General features: G+C 65.8%; 17 protein-coding genes and 1 pseudogene. 5 read left to right on the top strand and 13 right to left on the bottom strand.

Annotation, left to right across the window (positions count from 1 at the left end; all coding sequences use genetic code 11):
- Positions 1 to 382: 382 nt before the first annotated feature.
- The 3 genes from P6U28_RS07850 to P6U28_RS07840 form a co-directional block, all read right to left on the bottom strand.
- Positions 383 to 1,360: a tripartite tricarboxylate transporter substrate binding protein gene (locus P6U28_RS07850; protein WP_122404134.1), complete on the bottom strand. Its 978-nt coding sequence runs from the start codon at positions 1,358 to 1,360 to the stop codon at positions 383 to 385.
- A gap of 130 nt (positions 1,361 to 1,490) precedes the next feature.
- The gene (locus P6U28_RS07845) at positions 1,491 to 2,393 is read right to left on the bottom strand and encodes a VOC family protein (protein ID WP_122404135.1); all 903 of its coding nucleotides are present in this window, start codon (positions 2,391 to 2,393) and stop codon (positions 1,491 to 1,493) included.
- An 11-nt stretch (positions 2,394 to 2,404) separates the two neighbouring features.
- Complete coding sequence (locus P6U28_RS07840; protein WP_122404136.1) at positions 2,405 to 3,397, bottom strand: zinc-dependent alcohol dehydrogenase family protein; 993 nt, start codon at positions 3,395 to 3,397, stop codon at positions 2,405 to 2,407.
- Between the two features lie 108 nt (positions 3,398 to 3,505).
- Between P6U28_RS07840 and P6U28_RS07835 the strand changes: the two genes are divergently transcribed.
- The 3 genes from P6U28_RS07835 to P6U28_RS07825 all read left to right on the top strand — a co-directional run bounded on the left by P6U28_RS07835 (position 3,506) and on the right by P6U28_RS07825 (position 5,490).
- Positions 3,506 to 4,207 carry an FCD domain-containing protein gene (locus P6U28_RS07835; RefSeq protein WP_063690882.1) on the top strand — a complete coding sequence of 234 codons (702 nt, stop codon included), beginning with the start codon at positions 3,506 to 3,508 and terminating at the stop codon, positions 4,205 to 4,207.
- Positions 4,208 to 4,300: 93 nt separating this feature from the next.
- The gene (locus P6U28_RS07830) at positions 4,301 to 5,164 is read left to right on the top strand and encodes a fumarylacetoacetate hydrolase family protein (protein ID WP_122404137.1); all 864 of its coding nucleotides are present in this window, start codon (positions 4,301 to 4,303) and stop codon (positions 5,162 to 5,164) included.
- 8 nt (positions 5,165 to 5,172) lie between these two features.
- Complete coding sequence (locus P6U28_RS07825; RefSeq protein WP_407123206.1) at positions 5,173 to 5,490, top strand: amino acid synthesis family protein; 318 nt, start codon at positions 5,173 to 5,175, stop codon at positions 5,488 to 5,490.
- On the opposite strand, the pseudogene P6U28_RS07820 reads toward P6U28_RS07825, so the two are convergent.
- The 5 genes and pseudogenes from P6U28_RS07820 to P6U28_RS07800 all read right to left on the bottom strand — a co-directional run.
- A pseudogene (locus tag P6U28_RS07820) lies at positions 5,371 to 6,936 on the bottom strand (TRAP transporter large permease subunit); the annotation flags it as partial. The gene P6U28_RS07825 and the pseudogene P6U28_RS07820 overlap by 120 nt on opposite strands.
- On the bottom strand, positions 6,933 to 7,958 hold the full coding sequence (locus tag P6U28_RS07815; RefSeq protein ID WP_122404140.1) for a TRAP transporter substrate-binding protein: 1,026 nt from the start codon (positions 7,956 to 7,958) through the stop codon (positions 6,933 to 6,935). The pseudogene P6U28_RS07820 and the gene P6U28_RS07815, both read right to left, overlap by 4 nt.
- A gap of 163 nt (positions 7,959 to 8,121) precedes the next feature.
- Complete coding sequence (locus P6U28_RS07810; protein WP_122404141.1) at positions 8,122 to 9,132, bottom strand: transketolase family protein; 1,011 nt, start codon at positions 9,130 to 9,132, stop codon at positions 8,122 to 8,124.
- Positions 9,129 to 9,974, bottom strand: a complete 846-nt coding sequence (locus tag P6U28_RS07805; protein ID WP_122404142.1) for a transketolase — start codon at positions 9,972 to 9,974, stop codon at positions 9,129 to 9,131. Before P6U28_RS07805 ends, P6U28_RS07810 begins: the two co-directional genes overlap by 4 nt.
- Positions 9,975 to 9,991: 17 nt before the next feature.
- Positions 9,992 to 10,753: an SDR family NAD(P)-dependent oxidoreductase gene (locus tag P6U28_RS07800; RefSeq protein WP_122406755.1), complete on the bottom strand. Its 762-nt coding sequence runs from the start codon at positions 10,751 to 10,753 to the stop codon at positions 9,992 to 9,994.
- 134 nt (positions 10,754 to 10,887) lie between these two features.
- Between P6U28_RS07800 and P6U28_RS07795 the strand changes: the two genes are divergently transcribed.
- The gene (locus P6U28_RS07795) at positions 10,888 to 11,775 is read left to right on the top strand and encodes a LysR substrate-binding domain-containing protein (RefSeq protein ID WP_129143086.1); all 888 of its coding nucleotides are present in this window, start codon (positions 10,888 to 10,890) and stop codon (positions 11,773 to 11,775) included.
- A 48-nt stretch (positions 11,776 to 11,823) separates the two neighbouring features.
- Here the strand turns inward: P6U28_RS07795 and P6U28_RS07790 are convergent, their stop codons facing one another.
- Positions 11,824 to 12,585 carry a hypothetical protein gene (locus P6U28_RS07790; RefSeq protein WP_122404143.1) on the bottom strand — a complete coding sequence of 254 codons (762 nt, stop codon included), beginning with the start codon at positions 12,583 to 12,585 and terminating at the stop codon, positions 11,824 to 11,826.
- Between the two features lie 16 nt (positions 12,586 to 12,601).
- The gene (locus P6U28_RS07785) at positions 12,602 to 12,790 is read right to left on the bottom strand and encodes a hypothetical protein (RefSeq protein ID WP_122404144.1); all 189 of its coding nucleotides are present in this window, start codon (positions 12,788 to 12,790) and stop codon (positions 12,602 to 12,604) included.
- Between the two features lie 253 nt (positions 12,791 to 13,043).
- Here P6U28_RS07785 and P6U28_RS07780 point away from each other — a divergent pair, with 253 nt between their 5' ends.
- On the top strand, positions 13,044 to 14,021 hold the full coding sequence (locus P6U28_RS07780) for a DUF2336 domain-containing protein (protein WP_122404145.1): 978 nt from the start codon (positions 13,044 to 13,046) through the stop codon (positions 14,019 to 14,021).
- Positions 14,022 to 14,176: 155 nt separating this feature from the next.
- Here the strand turns inward: P6U28_RS07780 and P6U28_RS07775 are convergent, their stop codons facing one another.
- The 3 genes from P6U28_RS07775 to P6U28_RS07765 are packed head-to-tail and all read right to left on the bottom strand — an operon-like array spanning position 14,177 to position 17,151.
- The gene (locus P6U28_RS07775; RefSeq protein ID WP_122404146.1) at positions 14,177 to 14,521 is read right to left on the bottom strand and encodes a DUF1491 family protein; all 345 of its coding nucleotides are present in this window, start codon (positions 14,519 to 14,521) and stop codon (positions 14,177 to 14,179) included.
- 52 nt (positions 14,522 to 14,573) lie between these two features.
- Positions 14,574 to 15,275, bottom strand: a complete 702-nt coding sequence (locus tag P6U28_RS07770; RefSeq protein ID WP_122404147.1) for a peptidoglycan-binding domain-containing protein — start codon at positions 15,273 to 15,275, stop codon at positions 14,574 to 14,576.
- Entirely contained in the window at positions 15,268 to 17,151 is a 1,884-nt protein-coding gene (locus tag P6U28_RS07765; RefSeq protein ID WP_162500361.1) for a PAS domain-containing sensor histidine kinase, read from the bottom strand. Before P6U28_RS07765 ends, P6U28_RS07770 begins: the two co-directional genes overlap by 8 nt.
- Positions 17,152 to 17,298 lie beyond the last annotated feature (147 nt).

Here is a 17,298-nt window from a genome sequence, read left to right as displayed (position 1 = left end):
GATATCGGGGTGTCGGATGACATGCGGCGTCCCTGGTGAAGATCAGGACGCGATTCTTGGGCATGTCGCCTCACGGGGAGATCGCACATCCCCGACAGGCCGAGTAGAAGACCGGCTGGCCGAGCTGTCAACTCACCCCTCCCCCGGGAATCCTCACAAAGAATTTCATGCTTCGTTTGGAACCACACCAGTCTTGAAACCGGAAGACCATGTCGATGCGGCCGGCGCCGACAGCTACGTGCTGTGCGAGATCAACGCGAGCTCGTGCTTTGCGATTCCCGAGGAGGCACCGGCGCAATCGCGCGGACGGTGAGGCGACGCATGCTCCGGACGACAGCGTGCGTTCGGGCGCATAGCGGAGCGGCGGGCATGCTTTCGCAGATCAGATCTTCGGGAGCTTCGCCCGCTCCACCACGCCGGTCCATTTGACGATCTCGGTCTCGATCAGCGCCTTCATCTCCGCCGGCGAGCTGCCACGGACCTCGCCGCCGACAGCCGTCTCGAGACGCTGCTTGATCTCGGGGTCCCTGAGCACCTCGAGCGTCGCGGCATTGAGCGTCGCCATGATCGCAGGCGGCGTGCCCTTCGGAGCCAGGAGCCCTGCCCATGTGCGCACGTCGTAGCCCTTGATGCCGGCTTCCTGAACCGTGGGGACATCGGGCAGCAGGGCGGTGCGCGTCGGCGAGGTCACCGCGAGGCCGCGGATCGCACCACTCTGGATCTGCGGCGCCAGCAGGACGGGCGTGCCGACGATGATGGGCACTTCGCCGCCGAGCAGCGCGGTGATGGATTGCGAATCGCCGCGATACGGCACGTGCACGATCTCGACGCCGGCCGCCGCGTTCAGCAGCTCCCCGGCGAGATGATGCGTGCTGCCGAAGCCGACCGATCCGAAGCTGAGTGCACCCGGCTTCTCCTTCGCGATGGTGATGAGATCGCCGAGCGATTTTGCGGGGTAGTCGTTGCGCACGGCGATGACCAGCGCGTAATAGACCAGCGTCGAGATCATCTCGAAACTCTCGGCGGGCTGGTAGGCGAGGCTCTTGTAGGTCGCCGCGGAAATCGCATGCGCCCCGGTGACGAGACCGATCGTGTAACCGTCGGGCGCGGCCTTTGCGATCGCATCCGCCGCGATGTTGCCGCCCGCGCCGGGCTTCGCCTCGACGATGATCGGCTGCCCGAGCTTCTTCGAGAGCCCGTCGGCGATGATGCGCGACAGCGCATCGGCCGCACCGCCCGCGGCAAATCCGTGCACCAGGCGGATCGGGCGCGATGGATAGTTATCCGCCGCCGCAAGAGTGGTTGCAAGGCAACCACTCAGCAGAAAAATGGCCGCAGCAAGTCGCTTCATCCCACGCATGGATGCTTCTCCCCTTGATTGTTATGTCTTTGGCCGCAGCGCGTGCGGCGATCTCTCGTTCGAACTCAAATTCGTTAAAGTGTGAGCATGATCTATTCGGAAAACCGCTTCACACTTTTCCGGATCATGTCTAGCGCGCGAACTCCGTACATTCCGGCGAAGGCGCCATGCCCCAGACGTCGCGCGGCAGGCCGACCCAGACTTTTGGCCGCTGCGGACGATCGCGGTGCCACGGGCGCGGCTCGAAATAGCCGAGCGCCTCGTCGGTCATGCGGTCGAGATCGCAGAACAGTTCGACCAGATGGCCGTCGGGATTGCGGTGGTAGATCGCGGTGTTGTGGCCGGGGCCGTGACGAACCGGGCCCCAGAGCACGGGCAGCTTGTGCCGCGCGAGATGATCGCAGGCGCGATGCATGTGGTCCGGGCCCCGCAGCTCGAAGGCGAAATGATGCAGGTTGCGCACGGGCGCGCGAGCGAAGTTGAGCGTGTGGTGCTCGAAGCCGCTGCGCATGAAGACGAAGCGGTCCTCGATCCAGTCTGAGACCCGCAGGCCCATCACGTTCGCATAAAACTCCGAAGCGGCTTGCGGATCGGGCGTGCGCAGCGCGACATGGCCGAGCTTGGCGACGGCGAGCCCGCCGATCCGCTCCTGCGCGGGCGTCGGCGTCCAGCCCTGGATCAATTCGAAGCGCGTTCCCTCGGGGTCGCTGAAGGACAGCAGCCGGGACACGCCAGGCAGGGGATCGCTGTGAAGCTCGGGCCGCAAGCCGGCCTGCTTCAGCGCTGCGCCCAGCGCCTCGATCTGGACATCGGGGGATATCTCGAAGGCGATGCTCTGCAGCGCGGCGTCCCCTCGCTCGATCACCAGCGAGAGCTGCTCGGACTCGTTGGCGAGGAATAGGCGGCCACCATCACGGGCGACGAGGCCGAGACCGATCACGACGCGGTAATAGTCGAGCAGCCGCTCCGGATCGGGCGAGGTGAAGGTCGCGTGCCGCAACCGGGTAAAGCGTGCAATGGGCGCTTGTGTCATCGTCCACCCCCTCATGGCGTCATGATGATCTTGCCGAGCGCGGAGCCCTGCTCCAGCAGCGCATGCGCCTTCCTGACCTCGTCGAGCTTCAGCACCGCCGAGATCGCCGGCTTGATCGCATTGCGGCTCAGCGCCTCGATCACGCTGCGCATCAGGGCGCGGCGGCCGTCGCGATCATGGTCGTAGATGTGGAAGGAGAAGCAGCGCACGGCCGGACAGATGTCGAGATGGTTGCGCATCGCCGCCATCAGATTCTCTTCCGGCAATCCGGCGAAGGCATTGTACGACAGCAGCGTGCCCCATTTGCCGAGCGCGCCGAGATAGGCGGTGAACTCCGGCCCACAGACATGATCGAGCACGAGGCCGACGCCCTCGCCTTTCGTCAATTCGCGCGTCCGCGCCACCACATCCTCGCTGCGGTAGAAGACGATGTGATCGGCGCCGTTCGCCTTCGCGAACGCGGCCTTCTCCTCGGTCGAGACCGTACCGATCACGGTCATCTCCGCGAGCTTTGCCAGTTGCACCAGCGCGGTGCCGACGCCGCCGGCAGCCCCGATCACCAGCACGCTTTTGGGAGCGCGCGGATGGCGGCACTCGTGCAGCAGCGCGTAGGCGACCTGGTAGTTCGACAGGCACACGGCGGCTTGCAGATCGACATGGTCGGGCAGCGGGTGGATGGCATCTGCGGGTGCGACCACATAATCGGCGTAGCAGCCGCCGCGCTGAGACAGATCGCGGGCGCTCAGCAGTACCTTCTGGCCGATTGCAAAGCCCTCGACATCGGGCCCGAGGGCAGAAATGCGGCCGGCGACGTCGTTGCCGGGATTGGCCGGCAATGGCGGCATCCATTTGTAGACGCCGCGCCGGATCAGCGCGTCGGGCTGCCCGACCCCGAACGCCTCGGCCCGGATCTGCACCTGGCCTGCGCCCGGCACGGGCACTGGAAGCTCGACCACCTCAAGTGCATCCGGCCCGCCCGGCTGACGCACCAGCACTGCCCTCATTTGTTTATGCTCCCCAGATCATATTTTCGAAAATCATACCGTTTACGAAAATTATTGCAAGATGGTCGTTGCCGCGGCATCTTGAGCCATCGATTCATTGGCAGGCCCATGCCCGACAGCGCCATTCGCCCCCGCAAGGAATTCGGCAAGACCATCGCCGCCGACATCACCCATCGGCTGCGCGAGGAGATCATCGCCTGCGGCCTCGCGCCGGGCGAGCCGCTGCGCTTCGACGTGCTGCGCGAACGCTTTGGCGCGAGCTTTACGACGCTGCGTGAGGCGCTGACGGCGCTGGCCGCCGAAGGCCTGGTTGACGCCCAGGAGCAGCGCGGTTTCCGCGTCGCGCCGGTCAGCCGCCAGGATCTGGTGGAGGTCACCGATGCCCGCGTCCTGATCGAGGTGGAATTGATCCGCCGCTCGATCGAGCGCGGCGACGATGACTGGGAAATCGCTGTCATCTCGACGCTGCATCGCCTGAAGCGGATCGAGCAGCGCGATCCCGAACATCCCTTGCGCGATCCCGAATGGAAGATCGCCCATCGCCAGTTCCATCAGGCGCTGGTCTCCGCCTGCGGCTCGGCGACGCTGCTCGCCATTCGCGCCGAGCTGTTCGATCGCGCCGAGCGCTACCGGCACCTCTCGGCCAATTTCCGGCCTCGCCCCCGCGACAAGGCCGGCGAGCACCAGGCCATCATGCAGGCCGCGATCTCGCGCAATGCCGATCTCGCCGTGCAATTGATCGAGGCGCATATCCGCTCGACCTCCGACAACGTCGCGACGTACGCCGGCCATCTGCTCGACGCCGAATAGGGGCGGGTAGCATTTTCGCGCTGCGGGCTTGCGTCGCGGATAATTTTCGAAAATAATGCGTCTCATCGAAAATCAAAACCTTGGGACGGAACCATGAAGCTGCTGTCGTTCTTGGACGGAAATCGGGAAAGCTGGGGCGCCGTTGTCGAAAATGGCGTGGTGGATCTCAGCCGCGCCCTGCCCCAGTACCCCACGCTCGCCGACTTCCTTGGCAGCGACGACTACGCGCGCCGTGAGGCCATCGTCGCCGGGCACAAGCCGACCTTCGCGCTCGGCGATATCAAATACCTGCCGGTGATCCCGCGGCCGGAGAAGATCGTCTGCGCGGTGCGCAACTATCTCGACCACCACAACGAGGCGGTGGCGTTCGGCATGAAGCGCGAGATCACCGAGTTTCCGCCGATCTTCCTGCGGGTCTGGCGCTCGCAGGTCGCGCACAACGCGCCGGTGATCCGGCCCAAGGTCTCCGACAATTTCGACTGGGAGGGCGAGCTCGCCGTCGTCATCGGCAAGGGTGGCCGCCACATCAGCCAGGCCGACGCCTGGAATCACGTCGCGGGCTACTCGATCTACAACGACGTCAGCGTGCGCGACTGGCAGCGCCACGCGCAGCAGATCGCCTCGGGCAAGAACTTCGTCGGCACCGGCCCGTTCGGGCCCTGGCTGGTCACACCTGACGAGATCGGCGATCCCACCAAGCTGAAGCTGGAGACCCGCGTCAACGGCGCGACCGTGCAGTCCTCCGACACCTCGATGCTGATCTTCTCGATCCCGCGGCTGATCGAATATTGCTCGACCATCTTCGACCTCGTGCCCGGCGACGTCATCGCCACCGGCACGCCCGCCGGCGTCGGCTTCACCCGCAAACCGCCGATCTTCCTCAAGCCCGGCGACGTGGTCGAGGTCGAGATCGAGAACATCGGCGTGCTCCGCAATCCCGTCGTGGACGAGGCATAAGACGCGGCATGTCCCACGACACTCGCAAGACCGCGCTCAGCGTCGAGACCGTCTGGCACGAGCGCGGCCCGCGGCTGGAGAAGCCGCTGCTGGTCGGGACGGCCATAGCAGTCGTTCGCAATCCCTTCGCTGGTCACTATGAGCCTGATCTGATGCCGTTCCAGGCGTCCTTGCGTGAGCTCGGACGCGAGCTCGCATCCGGGCTGAGGTGTTCCGCCCGGCAGCGCCGTCATGAACTTTGCGAGCGAGGCCGAAAATCCCGATTGCGTCAGGGCCCACGCCATCCCGGTCGCGGCGCCGATGATCAGCAGGATCGCGCCGGATAGCGACGCGGTCTCCACCAGCATCGGATAGAGCCGGCGCCAGGAGAACTGACGATAGATCAGCAGTCCGGTGAGAACCGCGTAGACGATTCCGATCGTCGACACCTCGGTCGCGGTCGCGACGCCCTCGACCACCGCGGCGCGGATGACGAAGGGCAGTGCCATCGCCGGAATGGCGATGACGAAGGCGCGGCCGATCTCCCTCCACGTCGCCCGCTTCACATGCGACAGGTCCTCGCCCCGGTATCGCCACCACACCACGGTGCAGAGGCCGATGGCGAGCACGATGCCGGGCAGCAGGCCGCCGGTGAACAGGGCGGCGATCGACACCCCAGTGACCGAGCCGATGGTGATCAGCACCAGCGACGGCGGAATGGTCTCGGTCTGGGCGCCGGTTGCCGCGAGCAGCGCGACGAGATCGCCGGGCTTGGCGCCGCGCTTGGTCATCTCGGGAAACAACACGGGCGCCACGGCGGCCATGTCCGCCGCCTTCGAGCCCGAGATGCCCGAAACCAGATACATCGCTCCGATCAGCACGTAATGCAGACCGCCGCGCACGTGCCCGAGCAGGCTGGCGAGGAAGCCGACCATGGCGCGCGCCATGCCGGTCATTTCGATCAGCAGGCCGAGGAACACGAAGAGCGGCACCGCAAGCAGGATCAGATGGCTCATGCCTTCGTCCATGCGTCCGATGATGACGACATCGGGCGTGTTCGTCGTCAGCGCGAGATAGCCGACGGTCGCAAGTCCAAAGGCGAACGCGATCGGCACCGCCGCCAGCACCATGGCGCCGACGATGACCACGAAGAAGATCAGCAGGTTCAGGTTGCCGAGCGGCTTGAGCACCGGCGCGATGAGAACGAGCGCGGCGATGATGCCGGCGACGAGCGCGACGGCTGCGAGCAGGCTGCGCAAGCCCGAGATGCGGACGAGCCGCAGGACAGCCGCGATCAGCATCAATCCGATTCCGACGGGTAACGCCGCCGCCCGCCAGCTGTTGACGATCTCGAGCGCCGGCGTGGTGACGAACACCTCGTCGGCCGCGAATTCGTAAGCCGGGTGGATCACCAGCAGCAGGAACGCCAGTGATGCCGCGGCGGCAACGACGTCCAGGAATGCGCGTGCGTCGGGACTGAGCATGCCGATGATGGCCGTCATCCGCATGTGCTCACCGCGCTGGAACGCGATCACCGATCCCAGCATGGCGAGCCACAGGAACAAGATGCCGGCGAGCTCGTCCGCCCAGATGATCGGGGCGTGAAACACATATCGTCCGACGATGCCGGCCGACAGCACGACGATCTCGGCCAGCACCAGCAGTGCAGCCGGGATCGCAACCACATGACCAAGCGCCCTGTTGGCCCTGACGGCCCATAGGCGCACACCGGATTGAGGTGCCGCGACAGCGGCGCCTTCGTCGATGCTCGGCGTATGGTTGCGCGCCGTCATGACAGCTTGCCCGCCGCCTTCTCGAGTTGCGCCCAAGCCTCCTCGCCGAACTTGCCCTTCCAATCGGAGTAGAAGCTCGTCTTGGCGAGTGCCCGCCGGAACGCACCACGGTCGACTTCGATGAACTGCATGCCCTTGGCGGTGAGGTCCGCGCGCAGCGATTCGCTCAGCTTCGCGATATCGGCGCGCTCGTCTTTGGCCGAACGGTCGAACTCGCGCGTCACGATCGCCTGCACGTCCTTGGGCAGCTTCTCGAAGGCACGCTTGTTGCCGAGGATCCAGTAATTGTCCCAGACATGCCCGGTCAGGGAGCAGGTTTTCTGCACCTCGTAGAGCCGGGCGGTCGCGATGATCGGCAGGGGGTTTTCCTGACCGTCGACCACTTTGGTCTGGAGCGCGGAGTAGACCTCGTTGAAGTTGATCGGCGCGGGACCGGCCCCGAGCGCCTGGAACAGCGATGTCAGATTGGGGGCGGCCGGCACGCGCAGCTTGAAGTTCTTGAGGTCCTCGGGCGTCCTGATCTCGCGGCCGGACGAGGTGACGTGGCGGAAGCCGTTATCCCAGGGGCTCGATACCGCCATGATCGGCGTCCTCGCGATCTGCGCGCGGATGTAGGCGCCGAGCTCGCCATCCATCGCCTTCCAAACCGCATCATAGCTGGTGAAGAGAAAACCGAGATTGACGATGCCCGCGGCCGGGACCAGCGTCGCCAGGATCAGCGACGACAGGTTGAAGAACTCGACGCCACCGTTGCGGACCTGGGTGAGCAGGTCGGTATCGGAGCCGAGCTGGTTGGCCGGGAACAGATTGATCTCGAGCCGGCCGCTCGTTGCCTCGCGAATGCGGTCGGCAGCTTCCTTGGCGCGGATATTGACGGGATGCGTCGGATCCTGACCGGTCGCGAGCTTGTAGGTGAATTCGGCGGCCGAAGCGGGACGCGTGAGAATGGCGCACAACGGCACGGCCGCGCCGGCGAGGAGCAGCTTGCGACGGGTGAGGGTGATTGGTTTCCGCGGAATCATCTATTCCTCCTGTTGAGCTTGGATTGTTCTGCAGCGATGGCTTTCGCCACTGCCGTGGCTGCCGGCCGGCCCTCGGTGCACCGGCATTGGACAGCAGCTCTCCCTCTCCGCAGCAGCGCTGCGAAGCATGTTGGCCTGGTCGATGCTGAACGGTGGCTGCGGGCTAGCGCAGCCACTCCTTGATCTGCCGCGTCACTTCGGCGGTCGAGATGCCGTAGCGATCATGCAGCGTCGGCAGCGCGCCGGCGGCGAGAAACTCGTCCGGAAGTCCGATCTGGCGGAATGCCGGATGAACGCCCGAACGCATCAGGAGCGAGGCCACGGCCTCGCCGAGACCGCCGATCACGGTGTGGTTCTCGGCGACGACGACGAGGCGGCCGGGCCTGCCGGCCTCGTGCAGGATCGCCTCGGTGTCGAGCGGCTTGATCGTCGGCACGTGCAGGACAGCCGCGTTGACGCGGTCATCCGACAAGGCCTGCGCCGCCTCCAGCGCGCGCATGGTCATGATGCCCGAGGAGATGATGAGGACGTCGCCGCCATCGCGCAGCAGCGCGGCCTTGCCGAGCTCGAAGCGATAGTTGTACTCGTCGAGCACCAGCGGCACCTGTCCGCGCAGCAGCCGCATATAGACCGGTCCACGATGAGCAGCGACCGCCGGCACGATCTGCTCGATCTCGTGCGCATCGCAGGGATCAATCACCGTCATGTTGGGCATCGCACGGAACAACGCGAGGTCCTCGGCCGCCTGATGGCTCGGTCCGTAGCCCGAGGTCAGGCCGGGCAGCGCGCAGGCGATCTTCACGTTGCGGTCTTCTTCCGCGATAGTCTGGTGGATGAAATCGTAGGCCCGGCGCGAGGCGAACACCGCATAGGTTGTCGCGAATGGCATGAAGCCTTCGGCCGCGAGTCCGGAGGCTGCGCCGAACAGGAGCTGCTCGGCCATGCCCATCTGGTAGTAACGATCGGGAAAGGCCTGCGCGAAGATGTGCAGGTCGGTGTATTTGCCGAGATCGGCGGTCATGCCGACCACGTCCTCGCGGCTGCGGGCGAGTTCGACGAGCGCGTGGCCGAAGGGAGTGGGCTTGGTGCGCTGCCCTTCCGCCGCGATCGAAGCGATCATCGCAGAGGTGGTCAGGCGCGGCTTGGCCGAAGAGCTCGATCCGGCGGATTTCATGGCTGCTCTCCCGCGTTCAGTTCAGACAGCGCGAGCTGCCATTCATGCGGCTCGACGCGGATGAAATGATTCTTCTCACGCTGCTCCAGGAAGGGAACGCCCTTGCCCATCAAGGTGTCGGCGACGATCATGCGGGGCTTCGGCTCGGCATGTGCCATCGCGGCATCGAAAGCACCCACCACGGCGGCGAGATCATTGCCATCGACGCGCTGCACGAACCAGCCGAACGCTTCGAGCTTGTCGACCAGCGGTTCGAAGCCGAGCATCTGCTTGGAGGGACCATCAGCCTGCTGATTATTGACGTCGACGATTGCGATCAGATTGTCGAGCTTGTGATGGGCCGCCGACATGATGGCCTCCCATTTGGAGCCCTCGTCGAGCTCGCCGTCCGAGAACAGCGTGTAGATGCGCGCCGCGGATTTCTTGCGCTTCAACCCGAGCGCCATTCCGACGGCGATGCCGAGCCCAAGGCCGAGCGAGCCGCCGGACATCTCCATGCCCGGCGTGTAAGAGGCCATGCCCGACATCGGCAGGCGGCTCTCGTCGAAGCCGTAGGTTTCCAGCTCCGCCTCGGGGATGATCCCGGCCTCGATCAGCGCCGCATAAAGTGCGATCGCATAATGTCCGTTCGAGAGCAGGAAGCGGTCGCGCCCCTCCCAGGCGGGATCTTCGGGCCGAAAGCGCATCGCGTGAAAATAGGCGACCGCCAGCACGTCGGCGATGTCGAGCGCCTGCGCAATATAGCCCTGGCCCTGAACCTCGCCCATGAGCAGGGCATTGCGGCGGATGTTGCGGGCGCGCTGTGCCAGCGTCAGCGCATTTGCGAGTGTCGGTGTTGCCATGTGTCTCCCCTCCTCGCTCAGTGGATCAGCATGCCGCCGTTGACGTCGATGACCGCGCCGGTGACGTAGGCCGACAGATCGGAGGCGAGGAAAGTGTAGATGCCGGCTACGTCGGCGGCCTCGCCCAGCCGTCCGAGCGGTATGCCCTCGAGGATCTTCGCCCGCATCTCGTCCGTGAGCTTGCCTGCGGTGATGTCGGTGCCGATCAGGCCGGGCGTCACGCAATTGACGCGGATGCCGTCGGGCCCGAACTCGCGCGCCATCGCCTTGGCGAGCCCGAGCACGCCGGCCTTGGCCGCCGAATAATGCGGCCCGCCGAAGATGCCGCCGCCGCGCTGGGCGGAGACGGAGGACATGCAGGCGATCGATCCGCTTCTGCGCTTCTGCATGTGCGGGATCACGGCCTGCGACAGGAACAGGATGCCCTTGAGGTTGACGTCCTGGATGCGGTCCCAATCTTCCGGCGTGATGTCGAGAAGCTTCACCGGCTGGGTCACGCCGGCGTTGTTGACGAGAATGTCGATCCGGCCGAACTTTCCGATGACCGCCTCGACGGCCTTGATACAGGCGTCCTTGTCAGTGACGTTGCAGGCGAGGCCGAGATGCGGCTGGCCATTGACCGGTTCGAGGTTGCGCGCTGCGTCTTCCGCCGCCGGACCATCGATGTCGAGAATGGCGACCCGGGCGCCTTCGGCGGCAAAGCGCCGGGCCGTGGCAAGGCCGATGCCCCGCGGCGAAGCCGCGCCGGTGATGATTGCAGTCTTGCCGCGAAGCAGCATCTGATCCTCCCTGAAGGCTGTGCCGAGGCTCCCGAGGGGCGCCATTGTTCTTGACCGGTTGATAATGCCCCTGCCCGCTTTCCGACAAACGCGCTGTTGTCTTGCATGGGTGAATTTGGTTCACTCGTCGGATGCTGCTATCCAGCATCCCGATATCCGCTGTCCGCGCTTTCGAGGCGGCTGCGCGCACCGGCTCGTTCCGCGATGCGGCGAACGAGCTTCATCTGACGCCGAGCGCGGTGAGCCACGCTATTCGCAAGCTCGAAAGCGCGATGGGCACGATATTGTTCGAACGCAGTGCCCGCGCGGTCCGCCTGACGCCAGCGGGCGAGAACCTGATGCGCCATGCCGGCGCCGCTTTCGATAATTTGCGCCGCGGCATCGAGGAGGTCGCCGGCCGCGGCCCGCAATTGCTGAGGGTGCACTGCGCACCGAGCTTTGCCGCCCAGTGGCTCGCTCCGCGCCTCGCCCGCTTCATGGCCGCCGAACCCAAGCTCGAGGTACGCCTCGCCGCCAACACCGAATATGCCCGGTTCAGCAACGACGATTTCGACATCGACATCGTGTATGGACAGCCGAGAGCCGAGGGGGTCGAAGTCATTCCGCTCGGCGAAGAGACCGTGACGCCGCTCTGTACGCCCGCACTGGCGAAGAAAATCCGCAAGCCGAAGGACCTGTTCGATCAGGTCCTGATCCGCTCGGAAGTGAAGCAGGTGCAGTGGCATCAATGGTTCACCGCCAACGGGCTCGAAGCGCCGGCGATTCACGGCATGCGCTTCGATCGCAGCTTCCTGGCGATCGCAATGGCGTCGAGCGGCCTCGGCGTGACGCTGGAATCAACCCGGCTGGCCGAACAGGAAATCGCGACCAGGCGATTGGTCGCCCCCCTCGCCGGACGCTCGGTCGATATCCGCTATGTTGGCCATCATCTCGTCTTTCCGCGTGCAAGCCGGCAGCGGCGGCCCGTCCGCGTTTTCGCCGCGTGGATCACGCGTGAGATTGGAGCCGGCGGCTCCCTTTGACCGGCGCTTGATACTGTGCATCGGTGGCAGACGCGCAGGCAGGACCGGTCAGCCCTTCGAGACGACCGCGCGTCCGTAAGGCGGCTGTGCCTGGACCGGCGGATTGGCGGTTTGGGCGGCGAGTTCGCCGATCAGTCGGTCGGCATCGGCGGCCATGCCGTCGGGGGCCTGGATCACCAGGCGTTCCAGCGCCCAGCGGTAGGATGAGATGCGCTGCTCCAGGCATTGCTGCACCCACTGGATGATCAGTGAGTTCTCCTGCATGCGCGCGACCGCGTCGTCCCTCTCCCTCGGCGATAGCGCAGAGACGCGCGCCATGCTGGCATTGCGTTTCCTGTCGAGATCGATGACGCGGATCGCGCTGGCAAAGAACGGCTCGAAGCGGGTGATGTCGTTGCGGACGTCCTCGATCAGCTGCGCATAGCGCGAGGAATGCGAGCGGTGCGGCTCGTCGATCAGCGTGCGGCCGTACATGGTACGGTCGAACACGATCTTCTGCCGCCAGGGCGAGGGCAGCGGCTTGTAGTCGCCGAACACGCTCTTCCAGGCGGGCCGAGACAAGGGCGGCTCGATCATGGGATAAGCGAGGTCGCGCAGCTGGCGCTCTTCGTCGGTGAGCTGGAATTGCGAGGGCGTCACGCCGACGCTGGAGGTGACCTCCGCGCCCAGCCAGCGGTGCATGTCGTCGCTGCGCATGTCGGCGCGGGTGCGGCCGAAATCACCGCCGCTGCACGCGCCGAGAGTCGCGGCGAGCAGCGCGAGCAGGACGGCCGACAGCACAGGCCGGATCTGGCGGATGGAGTCCGGCATCGCATGAAACCGGATGTCAGCGACGGCGGCGACGGCGCCCCGGCGCTGCGCCCTGCTCCGGCCCGCGATCGCCGCTGGTTTCGTCCGCCTCACGCTCGATGCGGATCACGGGAAGGATCAGGACCGTTCCCATGTCCACGCGCGGAGCGACATCCCCCGACGAGCCCACCCGGCGACCGGCCGGAAATTCGATGATGGTCCCCATGCCAGCTCTCTTCAATTGCCGCGCGACCGAACGCGCCCCTGCAACATGCATGCATTAAGATCAGCTCATGGTTAACGGGGTGTAAACGCGTCCCGTGGACCGTAACCGCACGGACGGGCCGCGCCGTCCCGTTGCGGCACGACAACGCCTCAAATTGCAGGGCCGGCTTCACGCCTCGTTTTCCTTAACGAGGCTTTAAAAGAACTTGCGCTAGGCTCGCCCCAAGTATCTTTCCCGAGTTGCGTACGCCTCCATGACCAAGTCGCTGTTTCCCGGATTCGACGGGCTGATGACCCTGTCCCGTCGCGAAGGTGTCGATGTCCGTCCGACGCTGCTGCGCGTGCTGACCGACCTTTATGTCCAGACCAGCACCCACAGCGATGACGAGCAGCGGCAGTTCGTCGAGCTTGCCACGCGGCTGATCGACCAGGTCGACGATGCGACGCGCGCGGCCGTCAAGGCGCGGCTCGCGGTCTATCCGCAGACGCCCGTCCCGATCCTGCAGAAGCTCGGGCTGGTCGCGACCCAGGAAGGCCGCAGGATTCCATTGGCGCGGGAGATTCCCGCTCCGCCCCACGCACCCGCTGCGGCGCGCGCGCCGAGCGAGGCCGAGCAGCGCATGGCCTCGAACATGGCGATGCAGCCGAAGGAGGCCGCCGAGATCCACGACATGTTCTTCCGCGCCGGCGCCTCCGAGCGCGCGCTGATCCTGCATAATCTGGCGCAGACCCCGCTGAAGGCCGCTCCCCGCATTCCGACCGCGCGCGCCAAGCGCGCGATCCAGATCCTGGAGATGGCGGCGATCGCGGGTGACGCCGAGAACTTCACCTTCGAGCTCGGCGACAGCCTGATCCTGCCCTCGCGCGTCGCAGCCCAGATCGTCGACGATGCCGGCGGCGAGGCGCTCGCGGTTGCCGCGCGCGCGCTCGACATGCCGAGCCCGGTCTTCCAGCGCATCCTGCTGTTCTTCAAGCCCGAGATCGGCACGTCCGTGAACGCCGTGTACCGGCTGTCGCGGCTCTACGACCGCCTCGGCGACCGCTCGGCGCTGGTGATGGTGGCGGCCTGGCGCGGCTCGACGCTCGCGGTGACGCGGGCGAAGTATCAACCGTCACTGCATGACGGCGAACGCCAGCGGGCGCGCGCGGGCGCGAACCAGACGCGGCCTGGCGTACAGCCGGGCTCCAGTCCGACGGTGCGCACCGGGACCGGCGGATCGTCGGATCGCTGATTTGCTCGCGCCGCCTCAGCAGGTGGCGACGCTGAGCGTTAGGCACGAAACGACTTCCAATCTCGTCATTGCGAGCGCAGCGAAGCAATCCAGAGTCCCTCCTCGGAAAGATTCTGGATTGCTTCGCTGCGCTCGCAATGACGTTGTGGCGACAGCTACGTCTTCGCCAATTCCAGAAAATGCCGGCCCGCGCGATCCTCGGTCTCGACGATCCACGCGTCGGGATCGAAGCGGATCTCCTTGGTCAGCCGCTCCTCGATCGTGTGCTCCGGCAGAGGCTGCGGCGCGACCGGCACGAAGAGGCGATCGATGGGCCGACCCTCGTCATAGACGGTCTGCGGCGCCGGCGCATACAGCATCGCATTGCCGTCGAGCAGCGACACCTTCACGAACACCGCGCCCGCCTCCTCGGCACCACGACGCCGCACGGCACCGAACACGCCCTCGGTCTGGCAGCGGCGCAGGTAAGCCGCCACCCAAATGTTGGATTTCAAACGCATGAATCCGACGATAGGCCAGCGCGAGGTCTCACGCCAGCCTCAGCTCGTGCGGCTATTCGACGGGATGGCCGATCGCAGCGGCGAGCTCGCGCAGCAGCCGATCGGACACCTGCCCGGTGACCTGCATCTTGTGCTCGCGCTCGAACTTCTGGATCGCGGACTGGGTCTCGCCGCTCATGGCGCCGGTGATCTTCAAATTGCCGTAGCCATATTCGGACAGCGCGCGCTGCACGCCGGCGATACGTCGCGCGGCGGGGCTTTGCGCCGGAATCGGCGCGGGCGGACGCAAGGCCGCGGGCGGCGTCGCGGTCGTGGCCTTGACGAGATTGGTCATCGGATCGTTCGAACGCGTCGAGGCCGTCGCCTCGACGGGTTTTTCGGGCGCCTTCTCGGCGGCACGCTCGACAGGCTTCGGCTCGACGCGAAACTCCGTCGCCCTCGGCTCGAGCGGCGAGGTATCGGCGCCGACGGGGCGCGGACGCGGCATGGGATTGGACAGCGGCACCGAGGACGGCGCGGGAAGATTGATCACCGTGCCGAACATCGGCGCGGGGTGCCGGCCGGTCTGGAGGAACAGCGCATTGGCAACGATCGCAGTGATCGCGGCGACGGCGACGAGGCCGGCCAGCGTATCCTTGGGGCTGTGCAGCAGCACGCGCATCACGAGATTGCGCTCGGTGTCGACGTCAACGACCGCGGTCTTGGCGCCGCGGCGGCGCGGAGCGGCTTCGTCCTTCGCAGACTTCTTAGGCACTTTTCTTCACCAGAGCGGGTTGGTCCTGAGACTGGTCGAGAGTTTGGTCTTGAAGGTCCTGGCGCAACGCCGGCGTCAGCATCGCGATCTTGCTCGCGTTCGCCTTGTCATCGACCAGCCTGTCTTGCGGCGGCGTGTAGACGAGCGGAAGCTTGACGGTGACGGCGGTGCCCTCGCCCAACCTGCTTTGTACCGTCAATTCGCCGAGATGCAACGCCACGAGGCTCTTGACGATCGAAAGTCCGAGGCCGGTGCCTTCGTGACGGCGCTGATAGGTCTTGCCGGCCTGGAAGAACGGCGCGCCGATGCGCTTGAGGTCGTCAGGTGCGATGCCGACGCCGGTGTCGCTGATGCGCAGCGTCAGCTGCGAACCAGACACGCCGGCTGATACGCAGACCTGACCGCCGCGCTCGGTGAACTTGATGGCGTTGGCGACGAGGTTGAGCACGATCTGCTTGAAGGCCCTGGGATCGCCGGTCATGACGGGCAGGTCCTGCGGCGCGTCGGTGATCAGGTCGATGCCGTTCTCCCGCGCCTTCAGCGCCAGCAGATTGCAGCAATGGAGCAGCGAGGCGCGCGGCGCGAACGGCTCCGACGAAATCTCGAAATTGCCCGATTCCATCTTCGACATGTCCAGGATGCCGTTGACGACCGAGAGCAGATGCTGGCCGGAATCGTTGATGAGCTGGGCGTATTCCTTGCGCTGGGCCGCACCCAGCATCAGGATCTGCTCCTGCGCGATCATCTCGGAGAAGCCGATGATGGCATTGAGCGGCGTGCGCAGCTCGTGGCTCATGGTGGCGAGGAAACGCGTCTTGGCGGCATCGGCCGCTTCGGCGGCGCTGCGCGCCTGATCCAGCGCCTGCTCGGAAAGCTTGCGGTCGGTGACGTCGCGCATCACGGCGACGACTTCGGCTTCGCGCGTGGACCCACGATCAGTATCCCGGCGGCCCAGATCCTGATCGAGCGGGCGGCAGCGCATCTCGACCCAGATGAAATCGACCTGACCGCGCTCGGAACCGACAGGCTCGCGCCGCAGCCGGAACTCGACGCTGCGCATGTCGCCGCGCGCCGCGTCGGACAGTGCCGTGAGATAGGCCGGCCGATCTGCGACGTGGACGCGGTCGAACAGGCCGTGGCCGAGCAATTGCGCCACTTGCATGCCGAGCATGGTCTCCACGGCCGGCGAGATGAACTGCACCGCGCCATTGCGCTGATGCCGCGAGATCACGTCGCTCATGTTGCGCGCCAGCAGGCGGTAACGCTCCTCTTCGCGCGACAAGAGCGCGACGCTGGTGCGCGCGAGCGATTCCGCGCCGAAGGCGAGGCCTGCGGCATAGAGGGTCGCGGACGTGACGCCGAAGGCCATCAGCACGCCGCGCTCGGCCGCGCTCGGCTCCTGCACCGGCAACCAACCGAGCTGGCTGATCAGGATCAGAATCCCGGCGCAGGACAACGCGAGCAGCGAGGCGAACGCCGCGACGCGGCGCGAGGCCGACAGCGCAGCTTCGAGGGGAACCACGACCAGCCAGACCGCGGCGAATGATTCGATGCCGCCCGTCGTGACCGCGACCGCCATGATCATTCCGGCGAGCGCCAGCGACGATAGCACGTGCGCGCCCTCGTAACGGCCGGTGCGCGACAGGAACCAGGACAACATGATTGGCGCGATCAGCCAGGCAAAGGCCGCAACCTCGATCGCGCTCGGCGCGCCACGCATGGCGAGATAGACAGGGAATGCGGCAAAAGCTGCCAGACTGCCCAGCAGCCGCGGTGCCATGAAGGCGCGATGGCGCGCTCGCATCAGCGCATCGTAGCGCGCGGAGGGATGCAGCAGTGCATCGAGACAATCGCGGATGATACTCAAAACTGTCACGGGTCTCGCGCTTCGGCTCAATCGTCTTTGGAAGACGCGCCGGAACGCCTCCTTGTCGTTGAGCCACCGTGTCAGAGCGACCTTAAACGAGTGCTAAGGCGGCGCCGCATGCGGCCGGACACCGCGTTATCGCGGAGCTTTTTAGAC

It is taken from the genome of Bradyrhizobium sp. STM 3561 (genome assembly GCF_045571455.1).
Taxonomy (GTDB): domain Bacteria; phylum Pseudomonadota; class Alphaproteobacteria; order Rhizobiales; family Xanthobacteraceae; genus Bradyrhizobium; species Bradyrhizobium vignae.
This window is presented reverse-complemented; position numbering and strand designations above follow the sequence as displayed.

Bases quoted from the DNA above. Each gene is read 5' to 3' on its own strand.
- P6U28_RS07850 (WP_122404134.1), bottom strand. From the start codon at position 1,360: ATGCGTGGGATGAAGCGACTTGCTGCGGCCATTTTTCTGCTGAGTGGT.
- P6U28_RS07845 (WP_122404135.1), bottom strand. From the start codon at position 2,393: ATGACACAAGCGCCCATTGCACGCTTTACCCGGTTGCGGCACGCGACC.
- P6U28_RS07840 (WP_122404136.1), bottom strand. From the start codon at position 3,397: ATGAGGGCAGTGCTGGTGCGTCAGCCGGGCGGGCCGGATGCACTTGAG.
- P6U28_RS07835 (WP_063690882.1), top strand. From the start codon at position 3,506: ATGCCCGACAGCGCCATTCGCCCCCGCAAGGAATTCGGCAAGACCATC.
- P6U28_RS07830 (WP_122404137.1), top strand. From the start codon at position 4,301: ATGAAGCTGCTGTCGTTCTTGGACGGAAATCGGGAAAGCTGGGGCGCC.
- P6U28_RS07825 (WP_407123206.1), top strand. From the start codon at position 5,173: ATGTCCCACGACACTCGCAAGACCGCGCTCAGCGTCGAGACCGTCTGG.
- P6U28_RS07815 (WP_122404140.1), bottom strand. From the start codon at position 7,958: ATGATTCCGCGGAAACCAATCACCCTCACCCGTCGCAAGCTGCTCCTC.
- P6U28_RS07810 (WP_122404141.1), bottom strand. From the start codon at position 9,132: ATGAAATCCGCCGGATCGAGCTCTTCGGCCAAGCCGCGCCTGACCACC.
- P6U28_RS07805 (WP_122404142.1), bottom strand. From the start codon at position 9,974: ATGGCAACACCGACACTCGCAAATGCGCTGACGCTGGCACAGCGCGCC.
- P6U28_RS07800 (WP_122406755.1), bottom strand. From the start codon at position 10,753: ATGCTGCTTCGCGGCAAGACTGCAATCATCACCGGCGCGGCTTCGCCG.
- P6U28_RS07790 (WP_122404143.1), bottom strand. From the start codon at position 12,585: ATGCCGGACTCCATCCGCCAGATCCGGCCTGTGCTGTCGGCCGTCCTG.
- P6U28_RS07785 (WP_122404144.1), bottom strand. From the start codon at position 12,790: ATGGGGACCATCATCGAATTTCCGGCCGGTCGCCGGGTGGGCTCGTCG.
- P6U28_RS07780 (WP_122404145.1), top strand. From the start codon at position 13,044: ATGACCAAGTCGCTGTTTCCCGGATTCGACGGGCTGATGACCCTGTCC.
- P6U28_RS07775 (WP_122404146.1), bottom strand. From the start codon at position 14,521: ATGCGTTTGAAATCCAACATTTGGGTGGCGGCTTACCTGCGCCGCTGC.